16 protein-coding genes and 2 pseudogenes are annotated in these 18,224 nt (G+C 61.2%); 4 read left to right on the forward strand and 14 right to left on the reverse strand.

The features are described from left to right. Nucleotides 1-112: 112 nt before the first annotated feature. From ACSQ83_RS02130 to ACSQ83_RS02170, 9 genes and pseudogenes are all read right to left on the reverse strand, one after another. Nucleotides 113-1,244 (reverse strand): annotated as a pseudogene (locus ACSQ83_RS02130) (NAD(P)/FAD-dependent oxidoreductase). Continuing rightward, the gene (locus tag ACSQ83_RS02135) at nucleotides 1,237-2,673 is read right to left on the reverse strand and encodes an FAD-dependent oxidoreductase (RefSeq protein WP_436227280.1); all 1,437 of its coding nucleotides are present in this window, start codon (nucleotides 2,671-2,673) and stop codon (nucleotides 1,237-1,239) included. The pseudogene ACSQ83_RS02130 and the gene ACSQ83_RS02135 overlap by 8 nt, the downstream one beginning before the upstream one ends. A 23-nt stretch (nucleotides 2,674-2,696) precedes the next feature. Then, on the reverse strand, nucleotides 2,697-3,050 hold the full coding sequence (locus ACSQ83_RS02140; RefSeq protein ID WP_436227090.1) for a (2Fe-2S)-binding protein: 354 nt from the start codon (nucleotides 3,048-3,050) through the stop codon (nucleotides 2,697-2,699). A 32-nt stretch (nucleotides 3,051-3,082) separates the two neighbouring features. After that, nucleotides 3,083-3,877 carry an ABC transporter permease gene (locus ACSQ83_RS02145; protein ID WP_277033763.1) on the reverse strand — a complete coding sequence of 265 codons (795 nt, stop codon included), beginning with the start codon at nucleotides 3,875-3,877 and terminating at the stop codon, nucleotides 3,083-3,085. Nucleotides 3,878-3,895: 18 nt separating this feature from the next. Continuing rightward, the gene (locus ACSQ83_RS02150) at nucleotides 3,896-4,810 is read right to left on the reverse strand and encodes an ABC transporter permease (RefSeq protein ID WP_436227091.1); all 915 of its coding nucleotides are present in this window, start codon (nucleotides 4,808-4,810) and stop codon (nucleotides 3,896-3,898) included. After that, complete coding sequence (locus ACSQ83_RS02155) at nucleotides 4,803-5,879, reverse strand: ABC transporter ATP-binding protein (RefSeq protein WP_436227092.1); 1,077 nt, start codon at nucleotides 5,877-5,879, stop codon at nucleotides 4,803-4,805. Before ACSQ83_RS02155 ends, ACSQ83_RS02150 begins: the two co-directional genes overlap by 8 nt. A gap of 287 nt (nucleotides 5,880-6,166) precedes the next feature. After that, nucleotides 6,167-7,681 carry an L-piperidine-6-carboxylate dehydrogenase gene (gene amaB / locus ACSQ83_RS02160; RefSeq protein WP_414949358.1) on the reverse strand — a complete coding sequence of 505 codons (1,515 nt, stop codon included), beginning with the start codon at nucleotides 7,679-7,681 and terminating at the stop codon, nucleotides 6,167-6,169. 301 nt (nucleotides 7,682-7,982) lie between these two features. Beyond that, nucleotides 7,983-9,212, reverse strand: a complete 1,230-nt coding sequence (locus tag ACSQ83_RS02165) for a PLP-dependent aminotransferase family protein (protein WP_414949356.1) — start codon at nucleotides 9,210-9,212, stop codon at nucleotides 7,983-7,985. Next, the gene (locus ACSQ83_RS02170; RefSeq protein ID WP_436227281.1) at nucleotides 9,209-10,156 is read right to left on the reverse strand and encodes a DUF1338 domain-containing protein; all 948 of its coding nucleotides are present in this window, start codon (nucleotides 10,154-10,156) and stop codon (nucleotides 9,209-9,211) included. Before ACSQ83_RS02170 ends, ACSQ83_RS02165 begins: the two co-directional genes overlap by 4 nt. Nucleotides 10,157-10,424: 268 nt before the next feature. Here ACSQ83_RS02170 and ACSQ83_RS02175 point away from each other — a divergent pair, with 268 nt between their 5' ends. Continuing rightward, nucleotides 10,425-11,360, forward strand: coding sequence for a LysR family transcriptional regulator (locus tag ACSQ83_RS02175; protein ID WP_414949354.1), 936 nt, complete (start codon nucleotides 10,425-10,427; stop codon nucleotides 11,358-11,360). A gap of 1 nt (nucleotide 11,361) precedes the next feature. Here the strand turns inward: ACSQ83_RS02175 and ACSQ83_RS02180 are convergent, their stop codons facing one another. Continuing rightward, complete coding sequence (locus ACSQ83_RS02180; RefSeq protein WP_436227093.1) at nucleotides 11,362-12,279, reverse strand: LysR family transcriptional regulator; 918 nt, start codon at nucleotides 12,277-12,279, stop codon at nucleotides 11,362-11,364. 101 nt (nucleotides 12,280-12,380) lie between these two features. Between ACSQ83_RS02180 and ACSQ83_RS02185 the strand changes: the two genes are divergently transcribed. Continuing rightward, on the forward strand, nucleotides 12,381-13,262 hold the full coding sequence (locus ACSQ83_RS02185) for an aldo/keto reductase family oxidoreductase (RefSeq protein ID WP_436227094.1): 882 nt from the start codon (nucleotides 12,381-12,383) through the stop codon (nucleotides 13,260-13,262). Nucleotides 13,263-13,265: 3 nt separating this feature from the next. On the opposite strand, the gene ACSQ83_RS02190 is transcribed toward ACSQ83_RS02185, so the two are convergent. Beyond that, the gene (locus ACSQ83_RS02190; RefSeq protein WP_414949350.1) at nucleotides 13,266-14,255 is read right to left on the reverse strand and encodes a nitrilase-related carbon-nitrogen hydrolase; all 990 of its coding nucleotides are present in this window, start codon (nucleotides 14,253-14,255) and stop codon (nucleotides 13,266-13,268) included. Nucleotides 14,256-14,357: 102 nt separating this feature from the next. Here ACSQ83_RS02190 and ACSQ83_RS02195 point away from each other — a divergent pair, with 102 nt between their 5' ends. Then, complete coding sequence (locus tag ACSQ83_RS02195) at nucleotides 14,358-15,236, forward strand: LysR family transcriptional regulator (protein WP_436227095.1); 879 nt, start codon at nucleotides 14,358-14,360, stop codon at nucleotides 15,234-15,236. 29 nt (nucleotides 15,237-15,265) lie between these two features. On the opposite strand, the gene ACSQ83_RS02200 is transcribed toward ACSQ83_RS02195, so the two are convergent. After that, a complete protein-coding gene (locus tag ACSQ83_RS02200; RefSeq protein ID WP_436227096.1) occupies nucleotides 15,266-15,517 on the reverse strand; it encodes an SDR family oxidoreductase in 252 nt (83 codons plus the stop codon). A gap of 219 nt (nucleotides 15,518-15,736) precedes the next feature. Then, a pseudogene (locus ACSQ83_RS02205) lies at nucleotides 15,737-16,369 on the reverse strand (tRNA-dihydrouridine synthase); the annotation flags it as partial. On the opposite strand from ACSQ83_RS02205, the gene ACSQ83_RS02210 reads away from it, so the two are divergent. After that, complete coding sequence (locus tag ACSQ83_RS02210) at nucleotides 16,298-16,537, forward strand: hypothetical protein (RefSeq protein WP_414949395.1); 240 nt, start codon at nucleotides 16,298-16,300, stop codon at nucleotides 16,535-16,537. The pseudogene ACSQ83_RS02205 and the gene ACSQ83_RS02210 overlap by 72 nt on opposite strands. A 62-nt stretch (nucleotides 16,538-16,599) precedes the next feature. Here the strand turns inward: ACSQ83_RS02210 and ACSQ83_RS02215 are convergent, their stop codons facing one another. Next, on the reverse strand, nucleotides 16,600-17,940 hold the full coding sequence (locus tag ACSQ83_RS02215; RefSeq protein WP_436227097.1) for a DUF1254 domain-containing protein: 1,341 nt from the start codon (nucleotides 17,938-17,940) through the stop codon (nucleotides 16,600-16,602). Nucleotides 17,941-18,224: the final 284 nt, after the last annotated feature.

Genomic DNA, 18,224 nt, shown 5'->3' on the forward strand with positions numbered 1-18,224 from the left:
GCTAACGTATAACCCGCGGCGACCTGGAAAGCAGCAACCCGGCATTGACCCCGACCGCCGCCCCAGAACCAAACTCCGGGCATTGCCCCCGACCGCTAACCCCAGCCGCCCCCTACTCCTCCGCCCTCCCAAACCGCCCAATCGAAAACGCCTCAATCGGCGTCCCCGATTCCCCTTGAACAATTAGATCAGCGAGCACCGCTCCAACCCCTGGCGCAAGCAAAAACCCACCCCCCGAAAATCCAAACGCGTGCAGCAGTCGCGGCGTGGTTCCGCTAAAACCAATCACCGGATTATCATCCGGCGTACTGCCTTCCACCCCGGTCCACGTTCGCAACAACAACGCATCCTTCAACGCCGGCAAAAGCGCATACGCCGCGCGCATCACTGTCCGTGTAGTCTCCGTGAGCGGCTGAGCATACTCACCATCGCCAATCCCACGACCACCACCAATCACCACATTGCCACGCGACACCTGTCGGGCATAAATACCGCCGCCATACACCCCAAGATTGTGATCGATGAAATAGGGCAGCGGCTCAGTCACCCACATATTCGGATAGATCGGCTGCATCGGAATGGTCTCGCCAAAGTACCCGGCCACCGTGTTACCCCACGCGCCCGCAGCATTGACCAGCCAGTCACTCTGAACCTCGATCGCAGCCCCCGAGTCATGCCGCGCCTCAACAACAAACCGATCCCCCGCGCGCGCGATGTTCGTCACGGTAGTCTGCTCACGGACATCCGCACCCGCTGCACGCGCCGCACGCGCGAACGCAGGCGACACCACGCGCGGATTGGCATGACCATCACCCGGACACAACGAGCCACCCACGGCAGCCGCTCCAAGCCACGGGTATCGACGCCTGAACGCAGGTCCGCTCATCACCTGCAAATCGAGGCCGAACGGGTTGGCAAGCTGCGCGTACGCGTCGAGCGCCTCAAGATCCGCCTCGCTGCGAGCGAGGCGCAAAATGCCCCGATACAACGAACTCTCCATCGGTGCCCACGAGTTCCGGCAACTGATCCCAGATCGCTCGTGCACGCACCGCCAGAGGTAATTGTTCGGCCGGCCGCCCCTGACGACGCACGCCGCCATAGTTCACGCCGCTCGCCTGCGCGCCGCAATATCGGCGTTCGAAAAGCCCAACCTTAAGCCCGCGCCTTGCAAGCATCAAAGCCGTCGATGACCCCACCAACCCGCCACCCACTACCAGCACGTCAAACCGCAAAGTCTCAGTCATCGCGCGCGTGCTCCGGGATCGCGGCGAGATGATCGGCTGCGGATGCCTCGTCCATCATCGCTATCGATAAAGGCACAGGCTTGATCGGCGCCTGTCCGCGCAAACGTCCGACTTCGGAGATCGGTTTGCCCGTCTCCGCGCTCAGCAATTCCGCCGCCGCCGCGCCGCACATACGTCCCTGGCAGCGACCCATGCCAACGCGCGTAAGCGCCTTCAGCCGGTTGATCTCGCTTGCCTCGCCAGCTCGGATACAGCGGCGCAGCGTGCCGGCATCGATCTCCTCGCAACGGCACACGGTCATGTCATCCGGCCAGTGCGACGCGCAATCGGCGGGCGGCGCAAACGCCTGTTCCAGCCCAATACGAAACTCTGCGATATTCGCCAGTTGCCGATCGAGCTTCGCAGCCTGGGCCTGAACGTCAGCGTTCTCAACCCGATGCCCCAAGTCTTCCAGCATCGCAAGCGCTGCGCGACGGCCGGCCAGTTCCGCAGCATCGGCACCGGCAATACCCGCGCCGTCGCCGGCGATATAAACACCCGGCACCGACGTGCGGCCGGCTGAATCGCGCTCCGGCAACCACGCACGATTGAGGGCATCGAAATGAAAACGGCAGCCCGCCAGATCGGCAAGCTGCGTTTCAGAACGCAGGCCATACCCGAATCCAACCGCATCGCAGGGAATGGTCAGCTCTTGCTCGTCATCACCAATGCGATAGGTCATCGCCTGCACGGCTTTGTCGCCCGCGGCACGCACGAGCGTTACGCCACGTTCGATACGAATCCCATGCGCCATCAGCCAGCCGACATAATACAAACCCTTGGTGAACGTGGACGGCTGCCGCAACAAACGCGGCGTCGCGGCGACCTGGCGCGAGAACGGATTGGTGTCGAGCACCGCCTCCACCCGCGCGCCCGCCTTCGCGTATTGATACGCCACGAGATAAAGCAACGGCCCGGTTCCCGCCAACACCACGCGACGCCCAATCGAGCAGCCTTGCCATTTCAGCGCAATCTGCGCAGCGCCAAGCGTATAGACGCCCGGCAGCGTCCAGCCCGCAAACGGCAGCACGCGGTCAGTCGCGCCGGTCGCAATCAGCAAGTGCGAATAAGGCACCGTCCGCTGGCGTCCGGCATGCAAGGTATCGAGTTGCGCCGCGCCGCATCCCCACACCAGCGTGTCCGGCCGATAGTCGAGCCGGGATAGCAACCCTGCCATGGTCGAATGCACCGCGTCGGCCTTGGCTGCTTCCATGCCATACAGCAGCCGTTTGCTGCGGACAAAACCCGCGTCGGCCGGCGGCTGGCGATAGATCTGGCCACCCGCACGCGGCGCTTCATCGATGACGACAGGCACAATGCCCGCCGCCACCAGCGTCTGAGCCGCCCTCACGCCGGCCGGTCCCGCACCCACGATGACGACCCGATACATGCTTTTTTTATCGATGGTCGTACTCACGTTCCGTTCGCTCCGGCAGGCCGGGTCATGACGCGCATGCCTTCTTTGACGAAGGTCGAGCACGCCCGAATCCGTGTGCCCTCTTCCAGTTGTACCCAGCAATCCTGGCACGCGCCCATCAGGCAGAATCCCGCCCGCGGTTCGCCGCTGAACTCGGTGTCGCGCACTCGTCGTGTATGCAGCAGGATGGCGCTCAGCACCGTATCGCCGGTCAAGGCCGTGATCGCAACGCCGTCCAGCGTCAACGTCACCTGCTTGCGATGCACTTCCGTCAGACGCACGAATTGCGGCGCGGCATCGGTTGCGGTATGCGGCTGTCCGGTGAGTGTTGTGCTGGGAAGATTGGTCATTGCGTAGAGTGAGGTCGTGGGAGCCGAGCGAATCAATGCGTACCAATCAGGATCCGGTTCAGTCCATACACGCGGTCGAGCACGATCATCGCGCCGGCCGTAATAAAGATAACGAGCGCGGATACGGACGCCATCATCGGATCGATAGACTCCGTCGCGTACATGTACATGCGCACCGGCAACGTAATGGTCTGCGGCGACGTGACGAAGATCGACATGGTCAGTTCATCAAAACTGTTGATAAACGCAAGCAGCCAGCCGCCCGTGATGCCCGGCAGGATCATCGGTAGCGTGATACGGCGAAACGATGTCCATCGATCCGCGCCCAACGACTGCGCCGCGTGCTCGATGCTGCGATCCATGCCGCTCACCGAGGCCAGCACCAGCCGCATCACGAACGGCGTGATGATGATCATGTGCGCCGCGACAAGCCACGTGAACGAGCCGGTGGCGCCGATCATCGCGAAGAAACGCAGGAACGCAATGCCGAGCACAAGACTTGGAATCACTAGCGGCGAGAGGAACAAACCATTGAGGAATTCGCGCCCCGGAAAACGCTCACGGCCAATAGCAAGGGCCGCCGGCAAAGCCAGCGCAAGCGACAGCGTAGCCGACGCAAACGCCAACCTGATACTGTTGAAAAACGCCGAAATGAAATCCGGGTAATCGAGAATCGCGCGGAACCAGCGCAGCGAGAAACCGTGCGTGGGGAGCGTCAGCGTCTGGTCCGGCGTGAACGCAACCAGCACGATGATCACGAGCGGCGCCAGCACGAACAGGATCACGAGCGTGTGAAAACTCAGGGCAACGAGGCCGTTCTTTCGCATTGCAGCGGTCTCCTTTCCTTAACCGAGGCTTCTGGAGTAACGACGCTCCAGAACCCGGTAATACGTGATCATGATCACGAGGTTCGCAATCAGCAACAGGATCGCGATGGTCGCGCCAAGCGGCCAGTTGAGCGAGCCGAGGAATTCATCGTAGACGGCGGTGGCCGCTACTTTCAGGCGACGGCCGCCGAGCAGGCCGGGGATCGCAAACGCGCTCGCCGATAAACCGAACACCATCAGGCTGCCCGACAAAATGCCCGGCGCGATCTGCGGCAACACGATGCGCCGCAACGTGGTCGCGGGCGATGCCATCAGCGAGAGCGCCGCATTTTCCACTTGCGGATCGAGCTTCTGCAGCGAGGTCCAGACAGGGATGACCATGAACGGCAGCATGACGTGGACGAGCGCAATCACGATCGCGAAGGTCGTGTACTCCAGCTTGTACGGACCCATGCCGAACAGTCCTAAAAACTGATTAACGATACCGCCCGTGTTGAGCAACATGCTCCAGCCGAATGCGCGCACCACGACTGACACCAGCAGCGGCGCAAGGATCACGAGCAGGAACATCGAGCGCCATGGGTCGCGCATGCGATACAGCACGTACGCTTCGGGTGCACCGATCGCCACGCACAACAAAGTGGTCAGGATTGCGATGCCGAACGTGCGCGCAAAGATGGTCTGGTAGTAGCTGTCCGTCAGCACTTCAACATAGTTGCCGAACTGGAACGCCGCGATCGGACCGCTAGCCGGATCGAAGCGATAGAACGTCAGTACAACGGTCATCGCGAGCGGCGTCAGCACGAGGACCGCGAACAGGATGAACGCTGGCAGGCTCATCAGCCAGGGCGGCACGAATGCGTGCCACGGCGCGCGATCGTTCTTCAGCGCGCCGCTATTGTCGGGACCCGTCGAGTCGATGGTACTAGCCATGGCTCACTTCCTGAAGCACGCGCACGGCGTCACGATGCCAGTCGATACCAACCATCGCACCCTCTGCTACCGGCTCCGTGCCTTCGTTCTGGCTGCAAACCAGCACTTCACCAATGGCGGTATCGACGCGATACAACCATTGGCTGCCAAGGAAAAAGCGGCTCGTGACAGTGGCAGACAGGCGCCCCGTTCCCACCGCGCACAAGTGCAGTTTTTCCGGGCGAATGCATAAGGTCACCGTATCGCCTTCACGCCATATCGTGCCCGCTTCAATGCACGCAATGCCGGTCAGGTCATGCCCGAGGTCCACGTGCACTTCGTTGTGACGCGCCTCGGTCACCTTGCCCGCAAGCATGTTCGCCTTGCCGATGAACTGCGACACAAAACGATTCTCCGGCCGTTCATACGCCCGGTACGGCGAATCAACCTGCGTCACGCGCCCTGCTTCCATCACGACCACGCGGTCACTGATCGACAGCGCCTCCGATTGATCGTGCGTCACCATGACCGTCGTCGTGCCGACCTTGCGCTGAATCCCGCGCAACTCAAACTGCATCTCTTCGCGCAGCTTTGCATCGAGGTTGGACATGGGTTCATCGAGCAGCAGTACCGGTGGCTTGATCACCAACGCACGCGCAATGGCCACCCGTTGCCGCTGACCACCCGACAGTTCACGCGGATACCGCGCCGCCAGCGCATCGAGCCGCACGAGCGACAACGTCTCGCGAATCCGCTCCGCGCATTCAGCCTTGCCGATACCGCGCATTTCCAGCCCGAAGCCCACGTTCTGCGCAACCGTCATGTGCGGAAACAGCGCGTAGCTCTGGAACACCACGCCCAGGCCGCGCTTGTTCGGACGCACGTTCGTGATGTCTTTGCCATCGAGCGAAATCCGCCCGCGCGTGACATCGATAAAACCCGCGATCATTTGCAGCGTCGTGGTCTTGCCACAGCCCGAAGGCCCCAGCAGGGAAACGAATTCGCCTTTTTCAACCGAGAGGCTCACGTCGCTCACGGCGTTCAGGTCGCCGTAGGCTTTGGTCAGTTTGTCCAGCACGAGAAACGACACGGTGGCCTCCAGGGTCTAGCAGAAAAACAGTTGAACGGACGCAGGGCATTCACGCAAAAGCAACGCAAAAACAGCACGCGGACAGGCGGAACACGCCTCTGATGCAGCGGTGTCAAACGGGACAAGGGACAGAGTCGAGTGCAACGAGTGCAACAACCGGGGGATGACCGCGGAGGTCTTTCATCCGCTTGAGCAAGCGCCGCGGTTGGCGCGTGCAAGCGGACGAAAGAAGTGGCGAGGGGTGGGACGCCAGGTTTAAATCTTTTTCTGTTTCTAATTCGATTACATCAAACGTCGAACTTCACGCCTTGCGCAAGCGGCAACTCACGGCTGTAGTTGATCGTGTTGGTCGCGCGGCGCATATAAGCCTTCCACGCGTCGGAACCCGACTCACGGCCGCCGCCCGTTTCCTTTTCACCGCCGAACGCACCGCCAATCTCGGCGCCGCTCGTGCCAATGTTCACGTTCACAATGCCACAATCGCTGCCCGCCGCCGACATGAATTGCTCGGCTTCACGGATGTCGTTCGTGAAGATCGCCGACGACAAACCTTGCGGCACGCCGTTTTGCAATTGCAATGCTTCAGCGAAGTCGTCGTAGGTCATCACGTAGAGGATGGGCGCGAAGGTCTCGCGTTCGACCACGGCGGTTTGTGCAGGCATCCGAACGAATGCCGGACGCACGTAGTACGCATCGGCGTGGCCGCCTACATCCACACGCTCGCCGCCCTTCACGTTGCCGCCTTGCTCGCGGGCATCGCCTAGTGCCTTCTGCATGCCGTCGAACGCAGCACGGTCGATCAACGGACCGACGAGCGTATCCGACTCGAGCGGGCTGCCCACTTTCACCGACCCAAACGCTTTTTCCAGACGCGGCAGCAACTGGTCGACCACGCTGGTATGCACGATCAGGCGACGCAGCGTCGTGCAACGCTGACCCGCCGTACCCACTGCCGAGAAGGTCACGCCGCGCACGACCAGATCGAGGTCGGCGCTGGGCGCAACGATCATTGCGTTGTTGCCGCCCAACTCAAGGATGCTGCGACCCAGCCGCTGCGCCAGCACTTGCGCCACTTCAATTCCCATGCGCACGCTGCCGGTCGCGCTGACCAGCGGTACCTTCGGCGACTCGGTCAGCACCTGGCCCACATCACGCGCACCAAGCAGCAACTGGCTCAGGCCTTCGGGCGCTACGCCCGGATGGGTTTTATCGAATTCACGGAGCGCTTTTTCGAACAACGCGTGACAGGCGATAGCCGTCAACGGCGTTTTCTCCGAGGGTTTCCAGACGACCGCGTCGCCGCAGACCAGCGCCAGCGCCGTATTCCACGACCACACCGCGACCGGGAAGTTGAACGCGGAGATCACGCCGACCACGCCCAGCGGATGCCACGTTTCCATCATCCGATGACCCGGACGCTCGGACGCGATCGTCAGGCCGTAAAGCTGGCGCGACAAGCCGACGGCGAAATCGCAGATATCGATCATTTCCTGCACTTCGCCCAGACCTTCGGACGTCACCTTGCCCGCTTCCAGCGTGACGAGGCCGCCGAGCGCAGCTTTGTGTTCGCGCAGCACATTACCGAAAACGCGCACCAGTTCGCCACGTTGCGGCGCGGGCACGGTACGCCATTTGAGGAAAGCGGCGTGAGCAGCGTCGATCTTGCGAGCGGCATCGGCGGGGGTGTCCACGGCCAAACCAGCCAGCGTCGCGCCGTCGAGCGGCGAACGCGCCGTCAGGGCATCGCCCTTCCATTGCCCGAGATCTACACCTAGTTCGCCAAGAATATCGTTCAGTTTCATCACTTCCTCTCCATGTCGGGTGGCTGGCGGGCGCTGCGATGCAGCCCGAAGGCCACGATCCGTCAACACCGCTCTGAAACCCGCTCCAGTGCTTGAAGCACACATTCGTCGGAGCAGAGTTTCAGGGCTTAAAAAAACCGCTGCAATTGATTAATCGGCACGACTTGGTGCGTTGAAGGAACCAACTACACTCAGTCAAGCGTTCATCTGCGTTCAGGTTATCCGATTAGAACGCGTTTCGCCGGATCTGGCGAGCCTTGGGGAAACGATGCGGCAGGTTGCCTTTGAACAGGACCGGCATCTACCGGCTCGCCAGCGCGAGCTTGAGCCGCCGCACGCCCTCGAACACTTCGGCCTCGCCCGGCGCCGCGGCGAACGACAGCCGCATGCTCGATTCGTCCGGGTCACGCGCGTAAAACGCCGGTCCGGGAACGTAGATCACGTTCTGCTCGATCGCGCGCTTGAGGACATCGGCGGAATGACGGCCGCCCTTCAATCGCGCCCAGACGAACATGCCGCCTTCGGGCATCACGTACTCGATTTCATCGGGAACAAACTGGCGCAGCGCGCTGCACAACGCCTCGCAACGCTTGCGGTAAGCCAGCGCTATGGTCTGCACGTGTTCCGCCAGACGCCCGCGCTCAAGGTAGTGACGCGCCGTTTCCTGCGCGAGCGGCGAGGTGCAGAGATCGGTAGTCTGTTTTGCCACGAGCATGCGGCGCGTGATGGCAGGCGGCGCAATCGACCAGCCGATGCGCAAGCCCGGCGCCACGATCTTCGAGAGGCTGCCGAAATAGACGATCCAGTCGCTCGCACCCGGGATGGCATCGGCGAGCGCCGTGATCGGCTTTACCGGCTCACCGGAGAAACGCAGCTCGCCGTAGGGATCATCTTCGACAAGTACAAAACGGAACCGCATCGCCAGCCGTGCAAGCGCTTCGCGACGCGCCGCCGGCAAGGTCGCGCCGGTCGGGTTGGCGAAGGTCGGCACCGTGTAGAGCAGCTTCGGCCGCGTGGCCGGATCGAGCGCTTCGAGCTGCCCGGTGAGTGCATCGACGTCAATACCTTGGGCGTCGGTGCGCACCGGGATCAAACGTGCGCCCGCAAGTCGCAACGCCTGGATCGCGGCCGGGTAAGCCGGCTCTTCGATCAGCACGGCATCGCCTGGCGCGACCAGGATCTTGATGAGCAGGTCGAGACCCTGCTGCGAGCCCGTGGTCACGATCACGTCGTCCACCTCGCGCGTCACGCCGCGATCGCTCATCAAACGCAGGATCGCGCGGCGCAGGGCGGGCGAACCCGCCGTGTCGCCGTATTGCAGGCACGCAATCGGATCGGAGGCGTAAGCGTCCCCCATTGCCTGGCCGATGCCCGCGCGGTCGAAGAGATCCTTCGACGGATAGCCGCCCGCGAACGAAATCATGCCGGGCCGGCTGAGGTACTTGAAAAGCTCGCGGATCGCCGAGCCTTGCGGCGCCTTGAAGGGACCCGTGAAGTCGTACAGGTCGGCGGAGTGAGCGGCGCAATTCACGCGGCCGCCGTCATCTTGAAGATGCCGGTGGCATTGCCGGCGTCGAAACCGAGATCGAGTCTGGCTCGGCCGGTAGCCTCGTCCATGACCGTATCGCGGCTGATGAATTCGTAGAAGGAACCCGGCACGTCGCGTTCGATCCGCGCACCGTCCGCGCCAACGAACACCCGGCGCACAGGGTCAGCCCGAAACGCCGTCTGGCGCACCCGGCCTGACTTCGAAATTTCGACGCTGTCCTTGATCGGACGGCCGAGCTCGCGCTGGGCATCGGCAACGGCGAAGACATCGTCCACACGGTCGGTCGCATGGTTGAACGCGTTGCCTTCGGTCGCGATCCACGCCATTTCCGCCGACTCGGCGCGCAGCGTTTCATAGTCCGCGAGACGCGGCACCGGGTGCTGGCGCTCGAAACAGCGCACGAGCACGGGCAGCAGCTCGAGGGCAATCGCCAGCGGCAGCGAATGGTCGCGCTCCAGCTCGGCCAGCGATGCAACCGCTTGCGGCGTCAGCGGATCTACGCTTTCGCCGATCACGTTCGTCACGGCTTGCTGGAATTCGGCGCTGAAACGTTCGGGATGCAGCTCGCTCACGAAATACTGGGCGATTTCATCGGGGGCATCGACGTGCATGTACGAGCGCCCCGTCATCTTGATGCGATCGAGCGGGTACGTGCCATTCAGCACAAAACCCAGCGGCTTCAGGAGTCGTGTGAACGCGGCTTCGCCCGGGTGCAACGCGCCGGATTCGGCCCAACGCACGGTGCGCAACGCGCCGTGGTCGAACTGAACGCGGGTTTGGATGTGCAGGAGGTCATCGGTATAAGCGCGGCCTGTTGGTACGCGCTTGAGCACGTCGGCGAACAGCGCCATGTTCATGGCCTGCGCGAGTTCGGCGCGTGTGACGGTGCCCGGGGTGGCATCGGCGAGCACAGAGGGCAAGTTCATCAATCGCACTAACCCGGTGACATCGGATTCCGGAATGGCAACAGCAAGCAACGCGGCGAGATTCGAGTTCATTTATCCAGTTCCGGCTGATCAAGCGAGGTGCGAGCCCAAGGCCCGGATCGACACCCGGTAAGGCGATTCAATGGAAGCCGATTCTGGAGGGCGGCAAAAAGCCGCGCAATTGATATAAACTCATCACTTCATTCGCAAATTGCACCAAGTCGATTAATCGCGTCTATACGCGACTCGCAAACGGTACCGGTAAAACATGAGAAAAGGTATTCCCAATCTGGTCGCCTTGCAGATCTTCGAGGCCGCCGCACGGCACGAAAGCTTCACCCGCGCGGCCAATGAGCTCTCGCTTACGCAAAGCGCGGTATGCCGTCAGGTTGCGGGACTGGAAAGCCGGCTGGGCGTCGCTTTGTTCCTGCGCATCAAGAAGCGCATTGTGCTGACGGTGCATGGCCGTGATTACGCGGCGCTCGTGCGCAAGAATCTCGACCGGATCGAGCGCGATACGCTCGAATTGATGGCGCAACGCGGCGTGGGACGGATTCTGGAGATAGCGGTCGTTCCCACGCTGGCGAGTCAGTGGCTGATCCCGCGCCTGCCGCAATTTCGCGCGCTGCGGCCGGATATCACCGTGAATCTCTCCATCCGCACCGAGCCCTTCCTGTTCAGCGATTCGCCCTTCGACGCCGCGCTGTATTTCGGCGATTCGGTCTGGCCCGGGACGCAGGGGAAACTGCTGTTTCGCGAGGGCAACGTCGTGCCGGTGTGCAGCCCTTCCCTGCTCGATGCGAATGGGAACGGGAATGGGAGTGCGGCCGGTTCGTCGATTTCGCTCGAGCAACTGGTGGATTTGCCGCTGCTGCATTTATCGACACGTCCCGACGCCTGGCGCACCTGGTTTCGCCTGAACGCACTTGAGCACGATGTACGAGCGGTACGCGGTGCGCGCTATGAATTGTTCACGATGCTCACGAGCGCGGCTCAGGCCGGTTTGGGCGTCGCGCTGCTGCCGGAGATCTTGCTGGCTGACGAATTGTCATCCGGACGGCTGGTCGTGCCGCTGAATAAGCCGATGTCCGGCAAGTCCGGTTATTACCTCGTCGCCCCCGATGAAATTGCCCACGACGAACCGTTCGTCGCGCTGTCGGACTGGTTGAGTTCGATCGTGCCGCAAGTGGAAGCGGAGGTGTAGGTCAAAGGGGCGGCAGGTTCAATGACAAATCACCCGCCTTCACGAAATCGATAAAAACGCGCAACGGCGCGGGCAAATGCCGACGCCCCGGATAGTAGAGAAATGGCCCCGAAAAGGACGGCCACCACGGTTCCAGGATCGGTTCCAGCGCGCCGCTATCCAGATACGGACGCAGCATTCCCTCGAAAATGTGGATCACGCCCACGCCCGCCACTGCGGTACTGATTGCAAGCTCCATTGCCGCGCCGGGCCTGACCAGCAGCGGCCCCGTAGGATCCAGCCGCACCACCTCCCCGTCCCGCTCGAAATCCCACGTCGGCTTCGCGCCGCCCGCGAACTGGCCGCGCAAACACGCGTGTGAAAGCAGCTCACGCGGATGCTCGGGCCGACCGTGCGCATCGAGATATTCCGGTGCCGCAGCGGTCGCGAAGCGCTGCACGCGTGGACCGATAGGAATGGCAATCATGTCCTGCTCAAGCCGTTCGTCGTAACGAATGCCGGCATCGCAGCCAATTGCGAGCACATCGACGAAACCATCCTCGACCACGACTTCCACGCGAATATCGGGATAAGCTTTAAGAAACGACGCGATAACAGTCGGCAACACGATCCGCGCCGCGCTCGATGGCACATTGAGTTTCAGCGTACCGCTTGGCCTGTCCCTGAACAGGTTCAGGACATCGAGCGATGCTTCCATCTCGCTGAACAACGGCGCCAGCTTTTCGATAAGACGTAACCCCGGTTCCGTCGGAGCCACGCTGCGGGTGGTCCGGTTGAGCAAACGCAAACCCAGTTTCGCTTCAAGGCGGCGCACGGCAATGCTCAGGCTGGAAGCGGAAACGCCGCTGATCCGGGCCGCGTCGCGAAATCCGCCTGCGCGAGCAACCGACACGAACGCGGCAAGATCATTTAATTCCATGGTCACTGTGCACATTTTTAAACAACCCGTGCAATTTAGACCGGATTATCTAACAACGCAAACATCTCCATACTGCGTGCACATCCACCAAGGAGAGCGTCATGTCGAATTCCATCCCCACTAGCACCTTTGAATTTGCTGGCCGCACGGTACATCGCCTGGGCTACGGCGCCATGCAACTGGCCGGTCCCGGCGTGTTCGGGCCGCCGAAGGACCATGATGCGGCGATAGCCGTCCTGCGCGAAGCAGTGGCGTCGGGCGTCAATCACATCGATACCAGCGATTTCTACGGGCCGCACATCACCAACCAGATCATTCGCGAAGCGCTTCACCCGTACCCGGATGATCTGGTGATCGTCACCAAGCTTGGTGCTGTTCGCGGTGAAGACGCCTCATGGCTGCCGGCGATGGAACCCGAGGACCTCCGGCGCGGCGTGCACGACAACCTGCGCAATCTCGGCCTGGACGTGCTCGATGTGGTCAACTTGCGGATCATGGGAAGCATCCATTCGCCATCGGAAGGATCGATCGAAAAGCAGGTCACCGCGCTCGCCGAACTCCAGCGCGAGGGGCTTGTCCGTCACATTGGATTAAGCAACGTGACCGCGGCGCAGATTGTTGAAGCGCAGGGCATTGCGAAGATTGTCTGCGTTCAGAACCAGTACAACCTGGTGCAACGGGACGACGGCACCCTCGTCGATGAACTCGCGAGCCAGGGCATTGCGTATGTGCCGTTCTTCCCGCTGGGCGGGTTCTCGCCGATTCAATCGTCCGTGCTGTCCACAGTCGCAAAAACGGTCGACGCGACACCCTTGCAAGTGGCGCTTGCCTGGCTTTTGCATCGCTCGCCGAATATTTTGCTGATCCCGGGCACGTCGTCGGTCGTGCATCTGCGGGAGAACTTGCAGGCCGCGCAGTTGAGCTTGTCGGACGCGGTGCTCGCTGAACTGGAAGCGATCGGCGGAGTGAAGATTGAGCATTAATCGCTAAGTCTGGCGGATACGGCTGACCTGCGCGAAGCCCAGCGCGATTGCCCCTCTTGATGGGGCACCGCTGCGCTCCGCAAAGGTGTTTCCGCGTGGCAATACCGAGCGGACGAACGGCCCGTTGCTATCCGAGCGACGGGCCGTCAGGCATTGCTGGCCGACGCTTTCCGCTATCAGGCCGGGGTTCACTTCTGCGGAAACCGTCGGGCTGGATGAGGTTTCTTGTTCCGCTAGCACTTGTCCGGCGGGATCGATGATCGTGCCGTGTTGATGATCGCCCGTGTTCGACCCATTGCTAAAGACTACGAACATTCCGTTATCGGATGCTCGAGCGATTAAGGATCGTCGCAACCAGTCGGCTTCTGCATCGGTTTGTGATCCAGGCGGCCGGACTCGTTGCCCGGTGGAAAGCCGCTGTAGCGATGACTCTCCATGTCCGTCCAACCCATAGGTCCGATGTGGCGCAACGAGCAATGTCGCGCCCATCAGCGCTGTCACGCGGACGTTCTCGATCAGGTAATTATCTGCGCCAATCAAGATGCCGATACGAACGCCCCACTTCGTATCCAGCACGGTGTATTGCTCGCCGCGCTCAATGGCGGGATGTTCTGCCATCTGCAATTTCCGGTGACAACATCGCACGCCGTCCGGCATGCAAATCACATAGCTGTTGAACAACCTTCCATCCGGCGCACGCTCGATAAAACCCACGCCCGCGGCCACGCCGGTGCGCTCCACTGAATTAGCGACTTTATCGATTGAGCGACCATCAAGCGGCTCGGCGAGCATTACAAGTTCGCGGCGACGCAGCTTCAGGGTATCGCCGTATCCAGCGAGGCTGAACTCGGGGAAAACTACCAGCGAGATTCCTTGAAGCGCGGCATCGGCGAGCGACGCCGACATGTTCGCAACGTTCTGCGATGCATTCCCGCGCAACGAGCTAAGCGGGACCGCCGCAACCTTGAAGGGGGAACATGAGGATGAGGACATGCCGTGTACCGCCTGACGAAAGAGCCGTTTGGAGAGTCCATTGGACCGCCAGGCATTCGATAAGTAAAATGAATCATTTTACATATTCAATTACTTTGCGGAATGGAACTCAAACTTCTACGCGCCTTCCTGACCGTGACCGAGCTTCATCATTTCGGCCGCGCCGCCGAAGCGCTGAATGTCACCCAGCCCGCTCTCAGCAAACAGGTCGCGGCGCTGGAGGACTCATTGGGTGCGCGTCTTTTCGAACGCGGCAGGCATGGCGCCGAGCTGACATCGTTTGGCGCCGAGTTCCTTGGCGGCGCGCAAACGCTGGTACGCGATGCGGACGAACTCGTCGCGCGGGCGCGCGAAGCGAGCAGTGGCAAGCGTGGATATCTGCGCGTGGGGCTTGGGCTTTCAACCTTGACCCGGGCGCCGCAATTGATCGCGGAATTTCGAAGGCTGAATCCGAACATCAGCGTGTCGCTCAATGATCTTTCTTCCGCCGAGCAGACGCGCCGGATTCTTGCGGGGAAGCTCGATGTCGGCTTCCTTCGCATGCCGGCCGATAGGGAATTGTCGTGTGTGCCCTTGCTCAGCGAGACCTTGGCGCTCGCCGTGCCTCAGCACGCAAAATGGAAGCGCCTTCCAGCCGACCTTAATGATCTCAACGAACCCGGGTTGATCGCGCTCGCGCGCAGCAGTGGACCCGGACTAGCAGCGCAGATAGATCGCTGGTGCAGCGAGCATGGTTTCGTGCCGCGAGTGATTCAGCAGACCGATGACATCCAGTCCGTTCTCGCTGCTGTCGCCGCGGGCGTCGGCGCTGCGTTTTTGCCGTCCCGGGCGAAGTATTTGTTGCGGGATGCCAGGGTGTTGCCGCTGCGCGATCCGGCTGCCCGTTGGCAAGTCGGGTTGGCGTGGCAAACGAGCCGGGATAACGCCGTGGCTGCACGGTTCATCGAGTTTGTGCGCGCGGCGAAGTTTCCGGCGCAGTGAAGCGTCATTGCCGTGAGTCGATCCTAAAGCTAGGCATTCGTGCCGCCATCGACCGTAAGATTCGCCCCGGTGATATACGCCGCCTCGTCGCTGGCAACAAAAGCGACAATGGCCGCGATATCACCAACTTGCCCGTATCTCTTGAGCGCCGTCATCTCCAATTGAGGGATTGCCCAATCACCAGCCGCAGGATTGAGATCCGTATCGATTGGACCCGGTTGAATATTGTTGACTGTGATTCCCCGTTCGCCAACTTCTCGGGATAAGCCCTGCGTGAACATACGTATGCCGAAGGCGTCGGCGAAAGTCCGACGGTGGCCGAACCCCGGCCGATGCTGACTGCGTGATTCAGCTTGTTAAAGGTCTATTTGTGCAGGACCGCCCTCGACCCGCAAGAGGCTTTCAACCGTCTCGTTCGCGGACCGGCGGGCGCGATGATTGAAATTGTTCGCTCGCGCGATCGGAGAACGCGGGGCGAGCAATGTCAGGCATCGAACCCTTCATCGTGCGCCGTTCACGACTTCGCCGAAAACTGCAGCATGCATCTGCGGGGGTGCGCGCCAATATGGCCGGGGGGCTTCGACAGTAGCGCCGAAAGTCGCTGCCGCGTGCCACGCCCAACGTGGGTGGTAGAGCATGCCTCGGGCGATAGCCACGGCATCCGCCTGGCCACTCGATAGAATTTCCTCAGCCTGCTTTGCGTCCGTTATCAAACCAACACAGATAGTCGTCACGCCAGTTGCTCTTTTGATCTGGTTGGCGAACGGAACCTGATAGCCCGGCCCAACGCAATTTTCTGCAGGGGCGAAATTCCGCCTGAAGATACGTCGATCCAGTCAATTCCACGCGTTTCCAGTGCCTTCGCGAACTCGATGGATGGTCTGCTCTATGTCCCACCCCGCGTCTATCCAGTCCGTCGCCGAAACTTTGACACCAAGGGGCTTGTGCCTGGTCCAAACAGCGCGCACTGCGTCATAGACTTCCAACGGGTACCGCATTCTATCCACGAGCGTCCCCCCAAACTCATCGGTCCGCTTGTTCGAAATCGGGGAGAGGAACTCATGAATCAGATAGCCGTGGGCACAATGCAACTCAATAGCGTCGATGCCAAGCCGGTCTGCGCGGCGCGCGGCCGAGGTGTCTGGATTGACGATGGCGTGTTCGCGTCGGTCTGTGCGGCTGCGAGCGTTGGCAAACCCGCGACGCATAGTGACGTGGCGACGGACAACGACAAGGTGCGGACAGCATTCACGTTGAGTTTCCCCTATCGATGGGCGCACAGCGCGGTGCCGGTTACGTAACGCATCCCGCTTTGATCGGTCGGCCGGACTCACCAAACCGGAGCCCGAGATCCCGCATTCACTCAGTTCGCCTTTTCCGCCGCTGGCGGGGTCCACTTGCCCTCCAGGAGTTCGGCTCTCGGCCAGTACGCGCGGATAAAAAGTTCGAAGTCACCTGCGGGCGCCGGCAGCCAGTTGGCCACCTGGTCCGCCGCAGGGCGTTCGTGTTGCACATAAACCGTCAGCGAACCATCGGCGCCATAGACGAGATCCTTGTTTTTCGTGCCGACGGAGAACCGGTTGATGTCGTTCGGCGCGAAGAAATGTTCATTGTCATAAAGCGTCAGCGACCAGAAACCATTGACCGGTGGCAACTCACCCTTTGCGAAGGTAACGCGATATGCGCTGGCGCCGTTCAGGCGCGTTTTGTCCGGGGCATATTCGAGGCCGTAGTAGGCCGATTCGCGACGCGGATTGGCAAAAATATTCGCCTTCGCAGCGGCGGCGCGACTGTAGTAGTCGGTGCCGAACTCCGCGCCGTTCATCGGGGCAACCCAACCGTTGCCCACCGGTACGCCGGCAAAGGAGTACTGATGCAGTTCGGGCATCATCTCCTTGTCAGCGTCGATGGCTGCCTGCTTGAGTGTGTCGGCGATTTTCGGATCCTTCGCGGCGGCATCCAGCAACGAGCCGATCCAGCCATAGATCACCTCTTCGCCGGGCTGTGGCGGGACTTCCTTCATGACCGCCGGCAGTTCGGCGAAGAAGGCTTCCGGCTTGACCCACTGGGTTTCGCCCCCTCCGCCCTGCGAGCCGCCGGACGGATCGGATAACGTGGGAATCTTCGACCAGTCTTTGGTCTTGATCTTGCCGTCGTACTCGCCAAGCGGGTACGCCATGATCTGGTTCACCAGTGGCTGAATGGTCTTGCGATCCTGTGCGGTATCGTCGAGGAATGCGCGCGGGATCACATACGCGAGATTGGTGGGCGAGCGAAATACCTGCTTGATGCCTTTGGGCACACTACCGTTCCAGTTCGGACCGACCACCATGTAAAAGCCGGGCTTGGTCCCGTACATCTTGCCGACGCCGCCCAACGTATCGGTGCGCTGGTCACCGAGCTGGTAAAGCCAGAAACGGTCGCCGAAATCTGGCACCTGGAATACAACCGGCTCCTTCTCCAGCCACAGTAGGCCGAAGCCATAGACGACGTCCTGATTCGGTGTCGCGACGGCTCGCTCTTCCGGCTTGATGTAGTCGGTTAGCATCGTCAACCGGTTCAGCGGAGCCAGCGGCAACACGCCATCACCGAGGCCGGATTCGGGCACCTTTGAAAACACGATGTGGCGGTTGTGCATGTTCACCATCGGCCATCCCCAAATGTACGCGACCTTCGCAAGGTTACGTACGTAGGCCTCTGACATCTGGGTACCTGCCACCGGGCCGTGAGGAATTTTCTTGCTGACAGGGGGCACCGGTATAGCCGGTGCAGTTGCGAATGAAACATTTGAGAGGGTGATCGCGGCTGCGACCAAGGCAATCCGAGTAACTCGCGTAAAAGCCGGCGAAGCAGCAGGCAATATCGTATCCATGACGGAGCCTTTGTCCGATTGTTAAAGGTGACGGAGCGCCGCATAGTTGGTTTCGCGGGGCAAGCTATCTCGCGTTAGTAAGTCGCTGCGCAGAGGCGAACAACGAACCGAAGTGA

It is taken from the genome of Caballeronia sp. LjRoot29 (genome assembly GCF_964252755.1).
In the GTDB taxonomy this organism is placed as follows: Bacteria; Pseudomonadota; Gammaproteobacteria; order Burkholderiales; family Burkholderiaceae; genus Caballeronia.

What these genes read in the sequence shown, in the direction of transcription:
- ACSQ83_RS02135 (WP_436227280.1), bottom strand. Translation starts at nt 2,673, where the DNA reads ATGTATCGGGTCGTCATCGTGGGTGCGGGACCGGCCGGCGTGAGGGCG.
- ACSQ83_RS02140 (WP_436227090.1), bottom strand. Translation starts at nt 3,050, where the DNA reads ATGACCAATCTTCCCAGCACAACACTCACCGGACAGCCGCATACCGCA.
- ACSQ83_RS02145 (WP_277033763.1), bottom strand. Translation starts at nt 3,877, where the DNA reads ATGCGAAAGAACGGCCTCGTTGCCCTGAGTTTTCACACGCTCGTGATC.
- ACSQ83_RS02150 (WP_436227091.1), bottom strand. Translation starts at nt 4,810, where the DNA reads ATGGCTAGTACCATCGACTCGACGGGTCCCGACAATAGCGGCGCGCTG.
- amaB (WP_414949358.1), bottom strand. Translation starts at nt 7,681, where the DNA reads ATGAAACTGAACGATATTCTTGGCGAACTAGGTGTAGATCTCGGGCAA.
- ACSQ83_RS02170 (WP_436227281.1), bottom strand. Translation starts at nt 10,156, where the DNA reads ATGAACTTGCCCTCTGTGCTCGCCGATGCCACCCCGGGCACCGTCACA.
- ACSQ83_RS02175 (WP_414949354.1), top strand. Translation starts at nt 10,425, where the DNA reads ATGAGAAAAGGTATTCCCAATCTGGTCGCCTTGCAGATCTTCGAGGCC.
- ACSQ83_RS02180 (WP_436227093.1), bottom strand. Translation starts at nt 12,279, where the DNA reads ATGGAATTAAATGATCTTGCCGCGTTCGTGTCGGTTGCTCGCGCAGGC.
- ACSQ83_RS02185 (WP_436227094.1), top strand. Translation starts at nt 12,381, where the DNA reads ATGTCGAATTCCATCCCCACTAGCACCTTTGAATTTGCTGGCCGCACG.
- ACSQ83_RS02190 (WP_414949350.1), bottom strand. Translation starts at nt 14,255, where the DNA reads ATGTCCTCATCCTCATGTTCCCCCTTCAAGGTTGCGGCGGTCCCGCTT.
- ACSQ83_RS02195 (WP_436227095.1), top strand. Translation starts at nt 14,358, where the DNA reads ATGGAACTCAAACTTCTACGCGCCTTCCTGACCGTGACCGAGCTTCAT.
- ACSQ83_RS02200 (WP_436227096.1), bottom strand. Translation starts at nt 15,517, where the DNA reads ATGTTCACGCAGGGCTTATCCCGAGAAGTTGGCGAACGGGGAATCACA.
- ACSQ83_RS02210 (WP_414949395.1), top strand. Translation starts at nt 16,298, where the DNA reads ATGAATCAGATAGCCGTGGGCACAATGCAACTCAATAGCGTCGATGCC.
- ACSQ83_RS02215 (WP_436227097.1), bottom strand. Translation starts at nt 17,940, where the DNA reads ATGTCAGAGGCCTACGTACGTAACCTTGCGAAGGTCGCGTACATTTGG.